This window comes from Rhodococcus sp. I2R (assembly GCF_020889545.1).
In the GTDB taxonomy this organism is placed as follows: Bacteria; Actinomycetota; Actinomycetes; order Mycobacteriales; family Mycobacteriaceae; genus Rhodococcoides.
The window spans coordinates 13733-33832 of the sequence record NZ_JAHUTG010000018.1 but is presented as its reverse complement, the minus strand read 5'-3'; the positions used below and the strand labels follow the sequence as shown (position 1 = coordinate 33832).

The window sequence follows — 20100 nt, the reverse complement described above, 5'->3', positions numbered from 1 at the left end:
GGCCTCGAACTCGACATCGCGGCACAGAGCTGTGACTGTGTATACCGACCCGCCCGCCCGTCAGTTTGGAGACCACTCACCATGAAGCCCCAGCGTCGCCCGATCATCGTTTTCGCCGCCGCCCTCACCCTGGGCCTCGCAGGCTGTGGATCGGACGGCGGATCGGACGGCGGATCGGACGAGGGTGCCGAGGCCGCGAGTGGCGGCGACCTGTGCGCGCAGCTCGAGAACATCTCCAACTTCGAGATGGAGTCGCAGTCCTCGGCGGCGATCGATCCCGGCGACTGGCCGGCGATGCAGGCGATACTGCAGGAGTACGGGGACGGGCTCTCCGAGCACTACGACCCGGCCATCGAAGCGGCCGAGGATGATCTCGCCGCCGATCTGACCACTGTGCGCGACGCCAGCGCCCAGGTGACCGAGCTGGTCACCGAGTCGCCCTCGTTCGAGGAATACCAGCAGCAGACCGAGGCGAGCATCGACGTCGAAACATTCACCGCGGCAACCGATGCCAGTGCTCGCATCGATCAGTACACACGGGCGAACTGTGATTTCGCCAAGCAGCAAGAGCCGCTCGACGCCGAGCTCGAGGAACTCCCCGGCCAGCAGGTACCGGAGCAGCCGGCGGGCTAGCAGCGAGCGATGATCTCGCCCAGCGCTCGCGCCGCGTCGGGAAAGGTGCCGGGGTTGGGGCCCGCGTAGGTCAACCGGAGGTATTTTCCGGTGGCCTCGGCGGGGAACCAGTCGCTGCCTGCGCCGATGATGACACCGGCCGATCGGCTTTCATGAACGACCCGGTCCATGTCCACGGCGTCCGGGAGCTGCACCCACAGGTTGATCCCGCCGCGCGGGACCGCCTCGATGTGCACCAGCGGTGCGTACTCACGGAGCGAGTCCACGAGCAGGTCCCGACGGCTCTGCAACTGGTGACGAAGGTTGCGCAGGTGCGTCTTCCACGACGGGTGGGTGACGACGTCCAGCGCGACGGCCTGCAGGATCCCGCTGACGTACATCGAGTGGACCTGCGTGTCGGCGAGGATTCTCTCGTGCGCGGGTCCGCGGGCGATCACCGCCCCCACCCGCACCGCAGGTGAGACGCTCTTGGCCAGCGATCGGATGTAAACGACGTGGCCGGCGTCGTCGCGGGCGGCCAGTGGCGTCGAATCGGCGGTGATCCCGAAGTCGTGCATCGCGTCGTCCTCGATGAGAAACGCGGAATGCTCGCGCATGATGCCCAAAACCTGCTCACACAAAGCATCGGACCACTGCGCTCCAGTCGGGCTCGCGAAGTTCGGTTGCGCGTAGAAGGCGCGGGCACCGGTGCGCTCGAAGGCCCGCGCGAGCTCGTCGGGGTCGGGGCCGCTGAACCCACTCGACACCGGAATTACTTCCACCCCAGCTTGTTCCGCGGCCAGAATGGCACCCCAGTAGGTTGGTGATTCGATCAGCAGGGGCCGTCCGATGCCGACGAGCGTACGAAATACCGTGCTCAACCCGGCTTGGCTTCCCGGTTGCACGACGACATCGCCGGGCGCGGGCGGTGTGACTCCGAGCGGTACGGCCGATCCGAGTTCGGTTGCGAACCATGCCTGTAGCTCTCCGAGGCCGGCGGCGGGAGGTCGGTTGATGACTGCGTCGGATCGGGCTGCGCGTGTGAATGCCGCGCGAACGAGGCGTTCGGGCAACAGTTCTCGGTCCGGGTAGCCCGAGTGCAGTGCAATGACGTCGTTGGGCGCGCTCTGCAGCGCGGCGGGCATCTTCGGCATTCGGTGGCCCGGCGTGGCGAGTGCGCCGGTCTGCCAGCCGTAGTCGTTGGGTCGCGCGGTGCGCACTGTTCGAACGAATGTCCCGACGCCCGGCCGGCTTTCGACCAGCCCTGCCGTGGCGAGTGTCCGCAGCGCCTTCTGCACGGTGACGGGGCTGGCTGCGTGCCGCTCGACGAGGGATCTGGTCGACGGCAGTTTCGCCCCGGGTGGTGCTGTGGATATCCAGCTCCGCAGCTCTGCCGCAATACGCGAACTGCTATCGTCATACATGACACAGCAGAGTAGCGCTACTCTCCCGCAGGCGCCAGTGGTACTGCAGCGCTCCGGCCTCGCCTGGGGACTCCTGGGCGTCACCGCCTTCTCTTTCACCCTCCCTTTCACCAGCATGGCCGTCGCCGGTGGCATGTCGCCGATGTTCGTCGGGTCGGCGCGAGCCGTCCTCGCCGCTGCACTGGCCGCGGCCGCCTTGGCGCTCACCCGCCAGCACCTGCCCCAAGGAGTCCAGTGGCTGCGACTCGCCGTTGTCGCAGCAGGCGTGGTCGCGGGCTTTCCGCTGCTGACCTCCTTCGCGCTGGAGACGGCACCGGCGGGTCACGGCGCCGTGGTCATCGGGCTCCTCCCCGCCGCCACTGCCGTCGCCGTGGTGATCCGCACCCGTGAGCAGCCGCCGCGGGCGTTCTGGGTCGCGGCAGGTGTCGGCGCCCTGGCCGCCATGCTGTTCGCTCTCGCTGCCAGGGGCGGCGTGAGCGGGCTGCACTGGTCGGATCTGCTGCTCTTCCTCGCCGTTGTCGCCGGCGCCGTCGGGTACGCCGAGGGAGGGTTGCTCTCCCGCGAGCTCGGCGCCTGGCAGACCATCTCCTGGGCGCTGGTCGTCGCAGCACCGTTGATGGTCGTGCTTGCCGGCACCTCCGTCCTCGGCCGGACCCCCACCGGCACCCCGGGCACGTGGGCCGCGTTCGCGTACCTCGGGGTCGTCAGCATGTTCCTCGGCTTCTTCGCGTGGTACCGCGGACTGTCGATCGGCCCGATGACGCGGGTCAGCCAAGTGCAGCTGGTCCAGCCGGTGATGACGATCTGCTGGGCAGCACTACTGCTCGACGAGCGAGTGACCTGGCTGACGGTGGTGGGCGGCGTGACCGTGATCGCCTGCGCAGCCGGGGCCGTCGTGGTGCGGTCGTCCAACCGTGACGCACGCAGGGAATCGACATCGAAATGATCCGTCAGGACGTATATCGCGGCGGAAACAGCGCCAACGACCGGAAAGTCCCTGACGAGAACGGCTTTGACGTGATGTAGATCCCAGGAGAGTGTGCTCGCGTAAACCTCCGATCGGGTATCGTAACCACATCGTGACAACCGGTCGGTTCGGCCGGGGAGGGCATATGGAGAACCACTTCTTCCGACATCGTTCGGCCGCAGCGCTCGCTGTGCTGGCAGCTGCCGCGATGCTCGTGGGGGCCTGCAGTCCCGACGCCGACGGCCCGGCCTCCCCCACCCGTGTCCCGACGACCGCTGCGACAACGACGGTTGCGACGAGCGTTCCGCCGACCGAGCCGGTGCGGAATTCGCCGCCACTGATTCCGCCGAGCAGCGTCGCCTCGCCCGAGCCGACGGGTGCCATCTACGTCCCGCCCGAGACGCCCGGCCCGGTCACCTGCATCGATTGTCAGCCGACGGTGGAGCCTGTCGCCCCCACCGCGACCGCCCCGCCGCGCGCGGTCGACTCGCGCGGGTTTCCGCTGGGCACGACGTGCGGGCCCGTATCGTGCACGTCACCCGATGGCGTGATCTTCGGCAATCCCGACGTGATCCCACGCCTCGGCACGGAGGACTATCTGTGCACCAGTCCAGAGTGCTCGCCGTTTTCAATCGTGCCCGGCCCGATGCTTCCGTCCACAGGCAGCATGACCGAGATGGATATCAACTGATCCATGCCCGGTAATGATGTGCGTCACGCAGCAAAGCGCCCGTAGCGCCGCTGACGTTGCACATCCGGCCGCGCGTGGGCAGCCGGTCCAGTTTTCGGCCAGCACATTTCGGGGCCGAGCGGGATCATGTTGCAGTGAACAATCACGGCGCCCCTCGCCCTCCCGGTTCGAATCATCCAGCTGAGATCGCCGCCGTCGCCGTACTGGTGGTGCTCGTCGTGTCCGCTCTGGCCGCAGCTGCCGCGACCGGGCGTCTGTAGCGCTGGCCCACTGCTAGGGTCGGGCGCGTGTTCAGCCGCCAACATCCAGTACTGAGACGAATCATCCTCGCCGTCGTATCGATCTGCGCGGTGTTCTTGTTCATCAACGGGCTGATCGAGGGCGACTGGCTCTCGGTCGGACTCAGTGTGGTGGGTGCAGGGTTCCTGCTCGACAGCATGCGCCCAGGCCGCAGACGCAAGGATCTGGCGCGGGTGGATCCCGAGACGGTGCCGTGGGATGCAGTCGCGTCGGCGATCGCGGCAACCGACAGCCGCATCCCGGCCATCAAGTTGCTGCGCCAGCACTACCCCGGCCTGGGCTTGAAGGACGCGAAAGACCTGGTCGACGCCCAACTCCCGACCTGAACCGAGTAGGCAATTCACCGTTGCCATTCCGTGATCGATAGGTGACATTTCCGAGATCTTCTCATTCTGGCGAAGTTACCTTGCGCTGACACAGTTGCTGTCAGTCGGCATTTGACCGACAGCACGTTCTCGACGCAAGGAGTGCACGATGATCACTGCAGCCAACCCCCTGTCTTTCGGCTCTACAGCGATGTCATTGGACGAAGCTCCCCGCTACACGGTCGAGGTCGAGTCCTACTCACCGAGCTACTCCATCCTCCGCGCGTCCGGTGATCTGGATATGAGCTCGAAAGGCGAGCTGCTGTTCGAGGTGGACCGCGCCCTGTCTTCCGGCACCGACGTCGTACTGGATCTGTCCGCTGTGTCGTTCATGTACTCCGGGGCCGCAAACGCGGTCATCGACGCCGCCTCGGCTTCCGATGGGCGCGTGCACATCTTCGCCCCCACCCGCCCGGTAAGGATGATTCTCGACGTCCTCGGTGCAGCCGATCTTGTCGTCGATCACCTCCCCACGCGCGGGAGGTCGTTGTGAGCGCCCCGAGCCCGGACCGCATGCCCGACAACACCGGGCACGAGAATCACCGGGAACCCGAAACCCTCGACCGCGCGCCCAGGTCTTCGTTTCTGCAGATGTTCCTCGAGGCGCGGCCCCCGCGCGAGGAGTCTCGATCCACCGATTGATCCGCACACCGCCGATGTATAGCGTCCTATACATCAAGGAGGCGGTATGACGGTTCGTTGGATTGCGGCGTGCGCGGTGGGGTTCGCCGTCGCGCTGGTGGTCTCGGTGTCGGCGTGGCTGTTCTCGCCTGTCGCTCCCGCCGTTTCCGCTGTCGTTTTCGGAGCCTGCGCGCTACCGCCCGGCCTCGCGCTCGGGTGGCTTCTCTGCGTTGCACCCACCAACTCCGCCTATCGCGCCGATTCCGACGGTGATGTCGAAACCCACTGGATCACAGAAGCTCTCAGCGGAACCGCTACCGACCTGATCGTCGTCATGGGTCTCTGCCTGGTGGCCGTGTCGATCACACGAGCCGATATCCCGACGGTTCTGCTTCTGACCGCGTTGATACTGCTGGCGTTCGCCTCCTGCACGATGCGCTACGCGGTCCAGCGTCACCGCGCACTATCTGCATGAAAAACCCCGCGTGAAAAGCCCCGCATGAGAAACGATGTACGACGCCGGCGCATCGAAAAGGGCTGGTCTCAGGTAGAATTGGCCGAACGTATAGGCGTGACCCGCCTGACGGTCATCTCCATCGAAAAGGAACGCTTCGACCCCAGCCTGCCGGTCGCGTTCCGCATCGCATCGGCTTTCGCCTGCTCCATCGAGGACGTCTTCCAGCCGAACACCGAGTAAGCGTGACTCGCCCCACATCGGCGTTTGTTTTCGGCGCCGAGGACCGACTTACAGTGTGCAAGTTGCATTCACACAATACGGAGAGGTGCAGACATGAGCTTCATCGACAAGGCGAAGAACACCGCAGAGGACGCACTCGGCAAGGCCAAGGAAGTTGTCGGCGACATCACCGACAACAAGGACCTCGAGGCCGAGGGCAAGGGCGATCAGGGCTCGGCGTCCATCAAGAAGGTCGGCGAGAACATCAAGGACACCTTCAAGTAGTTCTCGCCCTCGAACGGGCCACCGGCCGCACCGCCGACAAGCACCACCCAGTCGGCCTCGGGGTGAGAGAATCGGCGCCATGAGTATGTTCCAGCGTGGCGCCGGTATGTTCAACACCCTGCTGCGGCCGGTGCTCGGGGCACCCGTCGTCGGGAAGTTTCTCTCGGGCTCGCTGGCGGAGGTGACCTATGTCGGCCGTAAGTCGGGCCGTCGGGTCGAGCTACTCGTCGCCTACAAGCGGCGCAGCGACGAAGTCCTCATCGCCGTTGCCATGCCCGACAAGAAGACCTGGTGGCGCAACTTCTACCCCGACGGCGGCCAGATCGGCATCGTGCTGGACGGTGTCTTGCGAACCGGACGCGCGCTCGCCCACAAGGACGGCAAGCGTGTCACCGTGAAAGTCGAGCTCGACCCTATCGAACAGGCGTGAAGCCTGCCCCCACCCCGCCTCTGGCGTTCAACCGCGCCAACGACTCCGACGCCGACGCGTACACCGTCGGACCCACCACGGGCACGGTATCTGCGTGGCTGGCGATCCCGACGAGCGTCGTCCCACTCACCAACGCCCCACCCGAGTCGGCCCACAGCGTGGGCGTCGCGGTGACGATGTCGGTGTCGGTGCGGACCTCGAGCACGCTCCCGCAGGTGATCGACGTCGCAGCGCCGCTCTTGCACACCTGTTGTCCGGGCGCTGCGGGTCCGATGTCGGTGACCGTGACGCCGCCGGTCGATGCCACCGGGATCACTTTTTCGGGGTCGAGTTCGATGACCCCGTAGTCGGGTCCCCAGTGACCGATGACGGTTTTTCCCACCGGCCCGGCCGCGGGGCTGCCGATCAGCGTGACCGGCAGGCCGGGTGCGAGCACGCAGTGCCCGGCCGTCAGTCCGACCAGCCGCCCGCCCGAGTCGTAGCCGACCGCGGCGAACGAGCACGCCGTGAGATCGTCGATTCCCCCTGTCGTGACGTATCCAGTGCCGGGGCCGACGAGAACGCTCGGCGCCGCAGCGGCGGGCGCGGCACCTGCCAACCCCAACCCCAACCCCAACCCCAGCGAAACTCCCAGAACGATCCCAACTCTCACTTGCGGTACCGTCGACCGCCCGGCGCAGCACCCGGAGTGCTTTCAGGAGTGCTCGTCTCGGGTGCGGTCGTCTCGGGTGCGCTCGTCTCGGGCGGCGGCGTTGTTGTTGCGCCGTACGTCGGCCGCGCGCTGATGCCGTTCCCGTTCCTGTTGCCGTTCACGGGCGGCGGCGCCGAAGCCGGTGCCGTCGGTTCGGAACCGTTCCAGGCCGTCGAACCGGGAACAACAGGGTTCGGCGTCTGACGCGGAATCGTCTTGTCGGTCTCGTAGTAGTACGAGTAGTTGTCGCTGCCCTTGCGTCCGCTGGGAGTCATGGTGAACACCGCCCCGAGGACGTGGGCGCCGATCTTCTCGAGGTTCTCCACCGAGCGGGTCACCTCGGCTTCGCTGGTGTGACCGAACCGCGCGATGACGAGTGCGCCGTCGCTGTGGGTGGTCAGCAGCGCCGAGTCGGTCACCGGGAGCAGCGGTGCGCCGTCGATGATGACGTAGTCGAACTTGCCGCGGAGTTCGTCGATGACGCGGCGCGAGGCCTCCGACCCGAGCAGCTCGGACGGGTTCGGCGGCAGTGGTCCCGAGGCGAGCACCTCGAGTCCTTCGAAGCTCGACGGCTGCAGCACATCGGACAGTTCGGCCTGCCCGGCGAGGATGGTCGAGAGTCCGACGGAGCCGATGAGGCCGAGGTACTTCGACACTCGTGGGCGGCGCAGATCGCCCTCGACGAGCGCGACGTGGTGACCGGCCTCGGCCAGTACCAGTGCGAGGTTGACCGCGACGGTCGTCTTGCCTTCCATCGGCACGGCGCTGGTGACGACGATGACCCGCGGCGGGTGGTCCACTTCGAGGAACTGCAGGTTGGTGCGCAGTTCGCGGAACGCTTCCGCGCTGGAGGATCGCGCCGTGTCGAACGAGACCACCGCGCTCTCCTTGAACGACTTGTCGAACGGGATGGATCCGACGACTGCGGTCCTGGCGGCAACTTCCAGCCGCGCCCGGCTCTTGATGGTGTTGTCGAGCCGGTCACGCAGCACTGCCAGGGCGATGCCGAGGAGCAGGCCGACGGCTGCACCGAGGGCGAGGTTGCGGGTCGTTTTCGGGCTGATCGGCGTCGAGGATTCCTGGGCCTGCTCCACCACACGCACACCGGCAGCAGGGGCGCCGCCGTCCTCGGGAGTTTCGAGTTCGCGCACCAGCGTCGTCAGCTGCGTCGCGAGGGAGTTCGCGATGTCGCGGGCGAGCGCGGGTGAGTCGTCGACGACACACGTGTCGAGCAGGACGGTGTCCGGCGTCGAGGTCGCGGTCACTCTTGCAGAGAGTTGACCTGGCGTCAGGTCGAGGCCCAGATCGTCGATCGTCCGCGCCGCGAGGGTGTCCCCGGTGACGAGTTCGGAATACGAGGCCACGCGCTGCTGGGAGAACAGGTTGCCCTGGTAGCTCTCACTCACCGAGGATCCGCCCGAGGTGGAGACGAACACGCGGCTGCACGACTCGTACGTCGGTGTCGTCAGCAGGGACACGGCTAGCGCCCCCAGCACTGCGACGGCGACGGTGACGACGATGATCATCCACCGTGCGCGCAGGATGTGAAGGTAGTCCTGGATTTCCACGTGGGCTCCCTAATCTTTTCGGTGACGCTGTAGAGAAATTGGTGTGGTGCTCGGGCTGTCGGGGGCGGTCATGGCGGACTCGCTGTCAACGTGAACTGCACGACGTCGATCCGTTTGTCCTTGAATCTCGAGGAGCATCCGGTGAGGTAGTGAATGTACCGGTCGTAGTTTTCCTCGGAGGACACCTCGATCGCTCGGTCGCGGGCGGCGAGGAGCCGGTCGGTCCATTCGTCGAGCGTGCGCGCGTAGTGCGGTCCGAGGGCGTGTACGCGTTCGACATGGAACCCGGCCTCGGTGGCACGGGTCATCACCATCTCCGATTGCGGTAGCTGCCCGCCGGGGAAGATCTCGCGCATGATGAAGCGGACGAAGTGTGCGTCCTCGCGGGTGAAGACGACACCGCTCGCGAGCACCTCGGCCAGTGGCCGCATGACGATGGTGTGCAACAACATTCGACCATCCGCAGGCAGCGCCGCGTGGAACCGGTCGAAGAACGCCGAATACCGTTGCCGGCGGAAATGTTCGAATGCTCCGATGCTGACGATGCGGTCCACGGGTTCGTCGAATTCCTCCCAGCCCTGCAGCCGGATCTCGACGCCGGGTAGGTCGGCGACGAGCTCTCGTGCGTGGTCGTACTGGTTGCGGCTCAGCGTCAGTCCGATGACCTCGACGTCATGATTGCGCGCCGCGCGTCTGGCGAGAGCGCCCCAGCCACAACCGATATCGAGCAATCTCATGCCGGGTTCGAGGTCGAGCTTGCCGAGCGCAAGATCGATCTTGGCAGTCTGCGCCTGCGCGAGGGTCATATCCTCGCGCTCGAAGTACGCGCAGCTGTAGGTCATCGACTCGTCGAGGAAGAGCTGGAAGAACTCGTCGGAGAGGTCGTAGTGTGCGCGCACCTTGTCGACGTACGGCATCAGTTTCTCGGTGTTCATGAGGCGACACCTTCCCTGACCTGCGTGCCGATCACACGGCCCAGTGCGCGGGCGCCGGCGGTGCCCAGCATGTCCTCGTGGGCGGCGTCGATCTCGCGCACCGAGATATGCCCGCCGATGAAGCGTTCCCACCCTGTGAGAGGTGCCGACCCACGAGCGGCGATGTACACCACATCACCGTCGAAGACCCGCGGGGAGTACTGCGCAACCCACCGGGACGCCATGGTGACCGGGTGGAACATGCGGGTCAGATGCTCGACCGTCAGGAACGCCAGTTCACTGCCGCCGGAACGTACTCCGGAGACGATGTCCTCGAACGTCGACCCGGCGGCCCCGAGCTGACGGCCCAGATCCTCGACGCTGAACTCGGCGGCGTCGGTGGGGGCGGACAGGTGGGCGTCGACGAGTACGAGCTGCGCGACATCCTGCAACCGGGCGGCGACGGCGTGCGCGATGACGCCGCCGAGCGACCACCCGAGCAGGTGATACGGACCCCGAGGTTGCACGGCTCGGATTTCGGCGGCGTAGCGGTCGGCGAACTCGTCGATCGAATCGGGCGGGGTTTCACCGTCCGCGATCCCCGGCAGCTGCAGGCCGTACACGGGCCGATCGGTCTCGGCGAGCAGCGAGTAGTAGCTCCACGCGATGCCGATGGCCGGGTGGATGCAGAACAGCGGTTCCCGGTTGCCGTCACCGCGCAGCGGCAGCATCACGTCGAAAACACCGGCTGCGCTGCCGATCTCGGAGTCCGAGTCCAGTTGCGCCGCGAGCGAGCGCACCGTCGGGAACTGCAGTAGCCACCGGATCGGCACAGTCCGCCCCAGCTGCTCGCTGAGCGCATCCATCACCCGCACCACCGACAGTGAATGCCCACCGAGGTCGAAGAAGTTGTCCTCGGCGCCGATCCGATCGGCGTCCAGTTCCAGTACCGCCGCGAACGCTGCCCGGACGGCGAATTCCAGCTGGGTCGACGGCCGTTCCGGAGTCACCGAGGGCGGCGTCGGAGCGGGCAACCGGCTGGCATCGATCTTCCCGGACATCGACACCGGCAGCGCGTCGACTCTGGTCACCGTGCTCGGCACCATGAACGAGGGGATGGCGCGCGCGAGCCGCTCCCGGACCGCGCGGGGATCGACGTCCCCGACTACGTAGGCGGCCAGCGAATCCTCCCGCCCCACCACACATGCCTGTTCGACGCCGGTGCTGCGCAGCAGTTGAGCTTGGACCTCGGCCAGTTCGACGCGGTGGCCGCGGATCTTGACCTGCGAGTCGACCCGTCCGAGGAATTCCAGTTCGCCGCCGCTCCAGCGGACCAGGTCGCCCGTCCGGTAGAGACGCCCCGCCCCGGTGGCGATATCGGGGACGAACCGCGCCGCGGTCGCACCGGGTTGCCCCAGGTATCCCTCGGCGAGTCCGGGGCCGCCGAGGTAGAGCTCGCCGACGACGTTCTCGTGTACCGGCCGCAACCGGGCGTCGAGCACCACGGCAGTGAAGCCGCTGACCGGGCCGCCGATCGTCACCGTGTCTTGTCCATCGAATTGTTCGGTGGTGCAGGTGCTCATGATGGTGGCCTCGGTGGGACCGTAGGCGTTGAACACTGCATGCCCGTCCGACCAGCGTTGCAGCAGTTCGGAATTGGCTGCTTCCCCGGCCATGATGACCACCTCCACCGACGGCGTCGCCGACGGGTCGGTGATCTGCAGGACTGTCGGCGTCAGGCACACGTGCGTCACCGCAGTCTCGGCGATGAAGGTCTCGAGTTCGCGTCCGGCGTAGATGCCGGGCGGCACCACCACCATGGTGGCCCCGGCACCGAACGCGAGGAACATCTCGAACAGCGAGGCATCGAACCCGGGCGACGCGAACTGCAGTACCCGCGAACCGGTCCGGACCCCGAACAGCTCCCGCTGGCTGTGTACCAGGTCGGCGAGGCCGCGGTGGGTGACCCGAACACCTTTGGGCACCCCGGTCGATCCGGAGGTGTAGATGACGTAGGCGGTGTCGTCGAGGTGACCAGGGTCGTCGAGGTGTGCCGCCTGCACGCGAGAAGTCGAAGCTCCCTCGGTCTCCGAGATACCGGTGATGGTGGTGACGGGCACTGCGCGGGTGATCATCTCCTCGATCCGCTCGGTAGGCAGCGTAGGGTCGATCGGCAGGTACGCGGCGCCGCTCTTCGCGACGGCCCACAGTGCGGTGACGAGATCCGCCGACCGCGGCAGTACTACGGCCACCACCGTTCCCGGCTCGGCACCCTCGCGAAGGATCGTCTCCAGCAACATGTTCGAGCGTCGGTCCAGATCCCGGTAGGTGAGCTCGGTCGTACCGTCGACGACGGCGGTGGCGTCCGGCCACTGCTGCGCGGCCCGCTCGAGCAGGGTGCGCAGGGTGTACTGCTCTGCGACTCCCTCGCGGGATACCCCGCCGCTGCCGGTGCCCAGGAACTCTCGGCTTCCCAGTGCCGCGGTCGGCTGCTGGGCCGCGAGGTGCAGCACCTCGGTGAGCCGCTCGGCGAGGCCGACGCACACCGAACGTTCGAATCGGTCAGCCGCATAGGAGATTCGGCCCGTGAGTCCGTCGATACTGTCGTCGACGACAACCTCGAGATCGAACTGGTTCTCCCCGGTCTCGATGCGCTTCGGTGTCGCCGCACCGGCGCCGAGGTCGAAGGACGGCGACTCGGTGCCGCCGACGGCGAGGAGCACCTGGAACAGCGGGTGGGCGTCGACGGTCCGCGTCGGCGCCGCGGCGTCGACGACCCACTCGAACGGCACCGCAGAGTGCGCGAAGGCGTCCAGGTCGCGGCCGAGCACCAGGGCGACGAACTGCTCGAATGTCAGCGACGGGTCCACCGGGGTGCGTAGCACGACGGTGCCGACGAACATGCCGACGAGCTCATCGAGTGCGGGGTCGGTGCGTCCGGAAACCGGTGTGCCGATGGCGATATCGGCGGTACCGCTGGCCTCGGCCAGCACCGCGGCCAGCGCTGCGTGAACCACGACGAACACGGTCGCGCCGAGGCGGTGCGCGAGGGCGCGGAGTTCGGTCAGCGTGGCGGCATCGATCTCGAACTGCACCGGCACCGTCGGCTCATCCGGCGTCGGAGTGCCCTGGGGCAGGTCGAGGTAGTCGGGCATCCCGGCCAGCGCGGTGCGCCAGTAGTCGAGCTGACGTGCGCCGACGGCCGCGAGGACCTCGTGCTGCCACATCCGGTAGTCGGCGTAATCGATTGCCAGTGGCGCAAATTGGGGCGCGAGACCGGCGCGTCGTGCGGTCACCGCGGTCTCGATGTCGCGGGCGAGCGGGCCCACCGACAGGCCGTCGACGGCGATGTGGTGCGCGACCACCAGCAGCCGCTTCCCGCCGGCGATGCTCAGCCGCAACGGCGGTTCGAGGGTCAGGTCGAAGCCCTCGGTGGCTGAGGTGTTCGTGTGCCGTTCGTCGAGCGAGGACACGACGATCTCGGCGTCGACGAGTGTCGCGACCGGGCCGTCGGCGCTCGATCGGTACACCGTCCGCAGCGGCAGGTGCCGGTCGATGACATCGGTGATCGCCGCGCGCAGCACGGCCCGGTCGGCATCCTCGGGTAGCGGCAGCGTGAACGCGATGTTGTAGGCCGCCGACTCGGGATCGAATCTGTTCTGCAGCCAGATCCGACGCTCCGCCGGGGACACCTGCGTGTATTGGCGCGCCTGCGGCCGGTGGATCAGCGGAGGCAGGATATCGGGCTCGGTCAGGGTTTCGATCGCGGCGACGAGGCGGCGCGGTGTCGGTGCCTCGAACACCGTCCGCACCGGCACGTGCCTGCCGAGTGCAGCGCCGACGCGTGCCGCCGCGCGGGTCGCGGTCAGCGAGTCGCCGCCGAGGACGAAGAAGTTCGACTCGGCGGTGACGTCCGCACCGAGGATGTCGGAGAACAGGCCCACTACGACGTCCTCGGCGAGGGTCCGCGCGGCGCCCGCACCGGGGAGCTCGGCGGGGTCGGGTAGCGCAGCGGTGTCGACCTTGCCGTTCGCGGTGACGGGGATGCGGTCGATCACGGTCAGCGTCGCCGGCACCATCGACAGCGGTAGCCGATCCAGCAGCCACTCGCGCAGTTCACGATCCTCGCCGACCACCCAGGCGAGGAGCCTGCCGTCCCGCGCGTCGACCACGGCCTCGCGCACGTCGGGGTGCGCGAGCAGCGCCGCTCGTACGTCGCCGAGTTCCACGCGTACACCGCGGATCTGAACCTGGGCGTCGCTGCGCCCGACAAATTCCAGCTCGCCCGATTCGCCGAGCCGCACGAGGTCACCGGTCCGGTACATGCGCCGGCCACCCTCGGCGGCGACGAAGCGTTCGGCAGTCAGTCCGGCGCGAGCGCGGTACGCCCGGGCCAGCCCGGCCCCGCCGAGGTACAGCTCGCCGATGCCGCCGACGGGGACTCCGCGCAGCCGGGCGTCGAGCACGAGGGTGTCGACGTGGTCCAGGGAGCGGCCGATCGTGACGGGGCCGCCCGGGACGAGCGGATCGGTCAGGGTCGCGAGAACGGTCGCCTCCGAAGGCCCGTACGCGTTGAGCATGCGGCGCCCGGGTGACCACTGCTCGACGACGGCGCCGCCGAGGACATCCCCGCCGACTGCGACCGTCGTGACGCAGGCAACGGGTGGCACGGTGGCGAGCACTGCGGGCGTCGAAAGATAGTGCGTGACGGCATGTTCGGTGAGGAACTGCGCGATATCGTTGCCGTCGGTCAGCGAGGTCGGCGCGATCACCATCGTCGCCCCGGCACCGAACGCGAGCACCAGCTCGAGCACCGCGGCGTCGAAGTTCACCGAATAGCCGTGCAGTACCCGTGAGCTCGGCTCTACGGCGTACCGCGGGATCACCTGCTTCGCCAGCAGGTACACGCTGGCGTGGGTGACGGTCACCGGTTTGGGTGCGCCGGTGGAACCGGAGGTGTGGATGACGTAGGCGGGGTGCTCGGGCAGCAACACTCCGATGCGGTCGGCGTCGGTCACCGGGGCGTCGCTGTGGGACTGGGCCTCCGATTCCTGCAGCCAGAGGGTGCCATCCTGATCCCCCGTGCCGATTCCCAGTGCCGTACCAGCGAGCATCTGCTGCCTGCGCAGCGCCGGGTAGTTCGGGTCTACGGGGACGAACGCGGCCCCGGCCTTCGCAACAGCCCACAGGGAGACGATGTAGTCGGCGGAGCGTTCCATCGACAACGCGACGGTCACCTCCGGTCCCGCGCCGTGGGAGATGAGCAACCGCGCCAACCGGTTCGACCGCGCCTCGAGCTCCTGATAGGTCATCGCGGTCTCGCCGTCGATCGCCAACTCCCCGCGCGCTGCCGAGCCGAGGACGTCGAGCAGCGTCCCGGCCTCACCCGCCTCGGAAAACGGTTGCGGCGGCGCGAGCGCGATATCGCCCACCACCACCGACGGATCGTCCACGGCGGCGCGAAGAATGGTCAAGAAGGCGTCGGCGAAGCGCTCGACGGTATCCCGGTCGTAGAGGTCCAGGGCGTACTCCACGCACCCTGTGATCCCGTCGGCCGTCTCGGTCAACACCACGGTGAGGTCGAACTCCGAGGAGTTCGTCGACACCGGCATCACATCCACCGGGAGGCCGTCGACCCGCTCGTGCTGGGCGTTGTCGAAGGCGAGCATCACCTGAAACAGGGGGTGCCGGTCCAGGGATCGGTCCGTGGCGAGGGCGTCGACGATCCGCTCGAACGGCAGATCGGAGCGGGCGAACGCGTCGAGGTCCGCGCGCCGCACCGCCGCGACGAGGTCGGTGAACCGGGCGCCGAGATCGACGTCCACAGCCAAGGGCACCGTCCCGACGAACATGCCGACCATCTCGTCGAGCGCTGCATGCCCGCGCCCGGCGGACGGCGACCCGACGACGGTCCTCGCCACCTTGGACCCACCCGATGTCCCGAACCGGCTCAGCGTCACCGCGAGCGCGGCGTGCACGATCATGAACGTTGTCTCGTTGGCCTGCCGCGCCATTCGCGTGATGCGTTGGTGCAGTTCGGCGTCGATGCTGACCGGGATGTCGGCGGTTCTCATCGACTGCACCGGCGGGCGCGGCCGGTCCGCGGGCAGCGCGGCGGGTGGGATATCGGAGTCGAGGAGGCCGGTCCAGTAGCTCGTTTGCGCGCCGGCGACGGCATCGACGAACGCACGGTTCCACACCGCGTACTGGCTGTACTGGGCCTGTAGCCGCGGCCACGTCGGCGCGTGCCCGGCGGACCGCGCCTCGTACGCGACGGAAAAGTCCCGCACCAGCGGATCGATCGACCATCCGTCGACGCTGATGTGATGCAACGCGATGGCGACGACGGTGTCCCCGGAGGGTTCCACCGTCAGCACTGCTGCCCGCATCGGCACCCCGGTGGCAACGTCGAACCCGGTTGCGGCGAGCCGGGCAATCACGGCGTCGAGATCGCTCTCGGTGACGGTGCTACGTGAAATATTCGGCAGCACAGCGTCCGTCGGCACCACCACCTGCCTCGGGCCGGCGCCGTCGTCGGGGAAGTAGGTGCGGAGCGATTCGTGCCGTTCGAGTACGTCGCGGAGCGCGGTGACGACGAGTTCGGGGTCGGTGCCCTCAGTCAGCTGCAGTGCAACGGGCATGGTGTAGGCCGTCGACGCCGAGTCGAACTGGTTGAGGAACCACATCCGCTGCTGCGCGTAGGACAGTGGCACGCGGTCGGGCACCACGGTTTCGAGCAGGTCCAGCGAGGTGGGTTGCACTGCGGCTGAGTCGATGTGGCTGGCCAACTCGGCCACGGTCGGCGCGTCGAAGAGCACCGGCAGCGTCACCCCCGACCCCAGACGGGCGACCACGCGGGTGGCGCTGAGCGAGTCGCCGCCGAGTTCGAAGAAACTGTGCAGACGCCCGACGTCGGCAACGCCGAGCACATCGGCGAACACCGCGGCCACCCGAGCTTCGGTATCCCCTACCGGCGCAACATAACCGGTATCGGCGACGGTCGGCGGAGACGGTAGCGCGCGCCGGTCCAGTTTGCCGCCGGGTGTCATCGGAAGCTCGTTCAGTTCGATGATCCGCTCGGGCACCATCCACCCAGGCAGCCGGTGTCGCAGCTGCACGTCGAGGCCCGCAGCCGATCCGGTGGTGTAGCCGACCAGCCGGTCGTCACGTACGGCAACGGCGAAGCCGGTACCGGCGGCAATTTCGATTTCCCCGAGCTCGACGCGTCGGCCGCGAAGCTGCACCTGCTGATCGCGGCGGCCGAGGTATTCGAGCTCCCCGCCGATCAGCGTGCGCACCACATCACCGGTGCGGTACAGCCGCCTGCCATCCGCATCTGGGTCTGGGTCCGCGACGAACGCGGCCGCCGTGAGGCCGGGCTGCCCCGAGTAGCCGCGGGCGAGACCGTCACCGCCGAGGTAGAGCTCGCCGATCCCACCGGCCGGCACCACCCGCAACCGGGTATCGAGCACCACGGCGCGCACACCTGGCAACGCCGACCCGATGGTGACGGGCTCGCCGGGGGTCATCGGGTCGGACAGCGTTGCGAGAACAGTGGTTTCGGTGGGGCCGTAGGCGTTGAGCATTCGGCTGGTGGGCGCACCGCCGGCGAACCGGTCGCGCAGGTCCGGCGGGCACGCTTCACCGCCGACATCGAACACCTCCACCCCGGCGAGGTCGCGGGGTTCGAGTGTCGCGAGCACGGTCGGCGAGGTGATGAGGTGGGTGATGCGTTCAGCGGCGAGCAGTTCGGCCAGAGCGGGTCCGGCGTACACGTCCGCCGGGGCGACCACGAGCGTCGCCCCCGTCGTCACGGCAGCGAGAATCTCCTGGATCGATGCGTCGAACACCGGGGATGCCAGCTGCAGCACGCGGGAGGTGCTGGTGATCGAGTACTTCTCCACCACCGCGGCAGCCAGTCCGGCGAGCCCGCGGTGAGTGATGCTGACGGCCTTGGGTTTTCCGGTGGAACCGGAGGTGTGGATGACGTAGGCCTCGTTGTCCAGGTGCGCCGGTGTGGTTTCGAACTGTGGACCGACTTCGAGGTCCTCGACCGCTACCCACTCGATCACGGCTGGGAGCGTCGGTATCGCGGATCGCTCGGCGATACCGAAAGCCACCCCTCCGAGCATGTCCGCGAGCCTGGGCGAGGGCTCGCGCGGGTCCACCGGCACGAACGATCCCCCGGCTGCGGAGACTGCCAACGTGGCCAGCACCGACAGGTGCGAGCGGCCCAGCGCGAGCGCGACCCGCACCTCGGGCCCCACGCCGCGGGCGGCCAGATCGGCGGCCATCGTATTCGAGATGGGGTAGTCGATTCCGTCGTACCGAATCACCGCACCCGGATGCACCAGCTCCGGCAGCGGCGCCGGCCTCGCAGAGGATGGCTCGAACGACGCCCGCTCGGTCGGGGCGAGGGCGTCGATATCGCCGAGGTGCGTCCCGTCCTCGGCGGCGACGAGGGTGCGGAGCAGGTCGAGGAAACGTGCGTGGTGCGTGGCCAGGTCGGCGGTGCTGTAGAGCGCCGGGTTGCCGAGGAAGTCGACGCGGGTGCTGGCCCCGGCGACCCCCGGGTAGACGTTGACCATCATGTCGTCGATGGGCCCGCTGGAGAGCACGCGGTACTCGCCGATCACCTCGCCGAGCCGAATTGTGCTGTCGTACATCATGATATTGACGGTCGGGCCGAACGCGCCCCGCCCCGCCGCGCTACTCACACCGCCGCCGGCAGCGCGCTGCATGTCCTCCACACGGAACCGCTGGTGTCGCAGCGCGCCGGTGAGTTCCACCTGGATGCGGCGCAGCAGTTCCTCCACAGTCGCGTCGGTCCCGGCGTCGATGCGCAGCGGCACGATGTTGGACATCATCCCCGACGACGCCCGCAGCCGGGTCGTCGCGCGGCCCGATACTGGGAGGCTGAGCATGACGTCCTCGGTATCGGTCATCCGGGCGAGGTAGAGAGCGAATGCCGCGAGTACGACGGGCACATCGGAGGAGTTGTACCGGCGTGCCAATTCGGCCATCGCGGAGGTGATACCGGCGTCGAGCTCGGCGCCGACGCTCACCGACACATCGCTCGGGGCCTCGGACTGCCCGCCCGCCAACCGGGGCATATCGGCGTGGCCGTCGAGGCGGCCCAGCCAGTACTCGCGGTCGGACTCGTAGCGAGAGGAACCGGGGTAAGCGGCCTCGTAGTCGTAGATCTCCCGGACGGTGACGGCTTTGGTTTTCGGCAGGTCATTGCCGGTCAGTAGCGCGGTGTAGGCGGCGGCGGTGCGTTCCTGGACGGAGATGGCGCCGAGCCCGTCCATCACCACGTGATGTGCACGGCTGTACCAGAAGTAGTGCGTCTCGCCGACCTGAATGATCTCCGACGCGATGAGCTGGTCGCGGACCAAGTCGACGGGCTTGCGGTACTGCTCGTCCATGTAGGCGTGGGCGGTACCGACTGGGTCGGTGTCACCGCGGAGGTCCCGGTAGATCAAGGCGTAAGGAACGTTTCCGTCGTACCGCTGGTAGGGGCGGCCGTCGATCTCGACGATGCGGACACCGGGTGATTGGAGTTCCCGGCACGCGATATCGGTGGCGCGGATCAGAATCGATGGGTCGATGTGTCCGCGGATCTCGACATACTGGGCGATGGTGAACGGAACATGAGGTGCAAGTTTCTGGGCGAAGTAGATGTTCATCTGGGCAGCGGACAGCGGAAAGAAGCCCTGTCCACCGGGCGCCCCTTCCACTGAAAACATCTGTTCCCCTCCTCGACGGACCGACACGTGGCCGGCACCGTCGGTTTACAGCGCGCCCCAACTACAAACTAGTGGACCAGTTGTATTTGCTCTACTCGTAGCGACATTTTCGACGGGGCGGTTTCTGTAATCACAGTTCGATATCGGTTGATTTCCCGAGTCCGAGAATGAAAAAACTCAGAAGGCCTGTTTCGCCTTCATCACAAGAATCGAAGGAGCATTTCAGAGCTTGTAACGAACCGCGGCAATCGTGCGCGCCAGGATGGCGATGTCGCCCCCGATCGACCACGTCCGGGCGTACCTGCGTTCGATGTCTGGCCACTCCTCGCTCGTGCCCGTGGACAGCGACCACAGTCCGGTCAGTCCCGGCCTGAGACCGGGGTTGACGTCGTGCGCCTTGTGCAGCGTGCGGGGCCGCGGACCGACCAGGCTCATGTCTCCGCGGAGCACGTTGAGCAGCTCGGGTAGGTGGTTGAGGTTGTGCTTCTCGATGAGAGCTCCCACCTGCCCACCAGCGGGAATACGGAATCTGAGGAGCTCGAATGCTGTTCCACGATGGTCCAGCCTCGCCTCGGTCTCGAGCACGGGCTCACCGCCGCCCGCGCACTTGATCATCGCCGCACATCCCAGCAGCACCGGCGCGAGGGCGACGAGCAACACGGCGGCGACGAGCGTGTCGAACACAGCTTTCGCCGCCGACTTCGCCGGACCCAGACCACCGTCCACTTGAATTTCCTCCGCCTTGTTCTTCAACCAACTAACGTTTTCACCGCGGACAAGTGTTACCTCTGTGTAATCACCGTCACA

17 protein-coding genes are annotated in these 20100 nt (G+C 67.4%); 11 read left to right on the top strand and 6 right to left on the bottom strand.

The features are described from left to right. Positions 1–81 precede the first annotated feature (81 nt). Complete coding sequence (locus tag KVY23_RS17955; protein WP_230557653.1) at positions 82–633, top strand: hypothetical protein; 552 nt, start codon at positions 82–84, stop codon at positions 631–633. Here the strand turns inward: KVY23_RS17955 and KVY23_RS17950 are convergent. Next, a complete protein-coding gene (locus KVY23_RS17950) occupies positions 630–2036 on the bottom strand; it encodes a PLP-dependent aminotransferase family protein (RefSeq protein WP_230557652.1) in 1407 nt (468 codons plus the stop codon). The genes KVY23_RS17955 and KVY23_RS17950 overlap by 4 nt on opposite strands. Here KVY23_RS17950 and KVY23_RS17945 point away from each other — a divergent pair. From KVY23_RS17945 to KVY23_RS17905, 10 genes are all read left to right on the top strand, one after another. After that, the gene (locus KVY23_RS17945; protein WP_230557651.1) at positions 2035–2982 is read left to right on the top strand and encodes a DMT family transporter; all 948 of its coding nucleotides are present in this window, start codon (positions 2035–2037) and stop codon (positions 2980–2982) included. The two genes, KVY23_RS17950 and KVY23_RS17945, sit on opposite strands and share 2 nt — an antisense overlap. Before the next feature lie 133 nt (positions 2983–3115). Continuing rightward, complete coding sequence (locus tag KVY23_RS17940) at positions 3116–3694, top strand: hypothetical protein (protein ID WP_230557650.1); 579 nt, start codon at positions 3116–3118, stop codon at positions 3692–3694. A gap of 134 nt (positions 3695–3828) precedes the next feature. Then, complete coding sequence (locus tag KVY23_RS24975) at positions 3829–3954, top strand: hypothetical protein (RefSeq protein ID WP_268995235.1); 126 nt, start codon at positions 3829–3831, stop codon at positions 3952–3954. 27 nt (positions 3955–3981) lie between these two features. Further along, positions 3982–4320 (top strand): ribosomal protein L7/L12, encoded by a 339-nt coding sequence (locus KVY23_RS17935; protein ID WP_230557649.1) that lies wholly within the window; start codon positions 3982–3984, stop codon positions 4318–4320. A 148-nt stretch (positions 4321–4468) separates the two neighbouring features. After that, positions 4469–4852, top strand: a complete 384-nt coding sequence (locus KVY23_RS17930; RefSeq protein ID WP_206511580.1) for an STAS domain-containing protein — start codon at positions 4469–4471, stop codon at positions 4850–4852. Continuing rightward, positions 4849–5001, top strand: coding sequence for a hypothetical protein (locus tag KVY23_RS17925; protein ID WP_230557648.1), 153 nt, complete (start codon positions 4849–4851; stop codon positions 4999–5001). The genes KVY23_RS17930 and KVY23_RS17925 overlap by 4 nt, the downstream gene beginning before the upstream one ends. 46 nt (positions 5002–5047) lie before the next feature. After that, complete coding sequence (locus KVY23_RS17920) at positions 5048–5455, top strand: hypothetical protein (RefSeq protein WP_230557647.1); 408 nt, start codon at positions 5048–5050, stop codon at positions 5453–5455. Positions 5456–5479: 24 nt separating this feature from the next. After that, on the top strand, positions 5480–5677 hold the full coding sequence (locus KVY23_RS17915) for a helix-turn-helix transcriptional regulator (RefSeq protein WP_230557646.1): 198 nt from the start codon (positions 5480–5482) through the stop codon (positions 5675–5677). A gap of 93 nt (positions 5678–5770) precedes the next feature. Then, complete coding sequence (locus KVY23_RS17910; protein ID WP_206511584.1) at positions 5771–5941, top strand: CsbD family protein; 171 nt, start codon at positions 5771–5773, stop codon at positions 5939–5941. A gap of 79 nt (positions 5942–6020) precedes the next feature. Then, positions 6021–6371, top strand: coding sequence for a hypothetical protein (locus tag KVY23_RS17905; RefSeq protein WP_230557645.1), 351 nt, complete (start codon positions 6021–6023; stop codon positions 6369–6371). Here KVY23_RS17905 and KVY23_RS17900 read toward each other — a convergent pair. The 5 genes from KVY23_RS17900 to KVY23_RS17880 all read right to left on the bottom strand — a co-directional run bounded on the left by KVY23_RS17900 (position 6355) and on the right by KVY23_RS17880 (position 20046). Then, positions 6355–7023, bottom strand: coding sequence for a S1 family peptidase (locus KVY23_RS17900; protein WP_230557644.1), 669 nt, complete (start codon positions 7021–7023; stop codon positions 6355–6357). The genes KVY23_RS17905 and KVY23_RS17900 overlap by 17 nt on opposite strands. Further along, the gene (locus KVY23_RS17895) at positions 7020–8630 is read right to left on the bottom strand and encodes a polysaccharide biosynthesis tyrosine autokinase (RefSeq protein WP_230557643.1); all 1611 of its coding nucleotides are present in this window, start codon (positions 8628–8630) and stop codon (positions 7020–7022) included. The genes KVY23_RS17900 and KVY23_RS17895 overlap by 4 nt, the downstream gene beginning before the upstream one ends. A gap of 68 nt (positions 8631–8698) precedes the next feature. After that, entirely contained in the window at positions 8699–9565 is an 867-nt protein-coding gene (locus tag KVY23_RS17890; protein ID WP_230557642.1) for a cyclopropane mycolic acid synthase family methyltransferase, read from the bottom strand. Continuing rightward, on the bottom strand, positions 9562–19293 hold the full coding sequence (locus KVY23_RS17885) for a non-ribosomal peptide synthetase (protein ID WP_230557641.1): 9732 nt from the start codon (positions 19291–19293) through the stop codon (positions 9562–9564). The genes KVY23_RS17890 and KVY23_RS17885 overlap by 4 nt, the downstream gene beginning before the upstream one ends. Before the next feature lie 222 nt (positions 19294–19515). Then, positions 19516–20046 carry a sugar transferase gene (locus tag KVY23_RS17880; protein ID WP_268995234.1) on the bottom strand — a complete coding sequence of 177 codons (531 nt, stop codon included), beginning with the start codon at positions 20044–20046 and terminating at the stop codon, positions 19516–19518. Positions 20047–20100 lie beyond the last annotated feature (54 nt).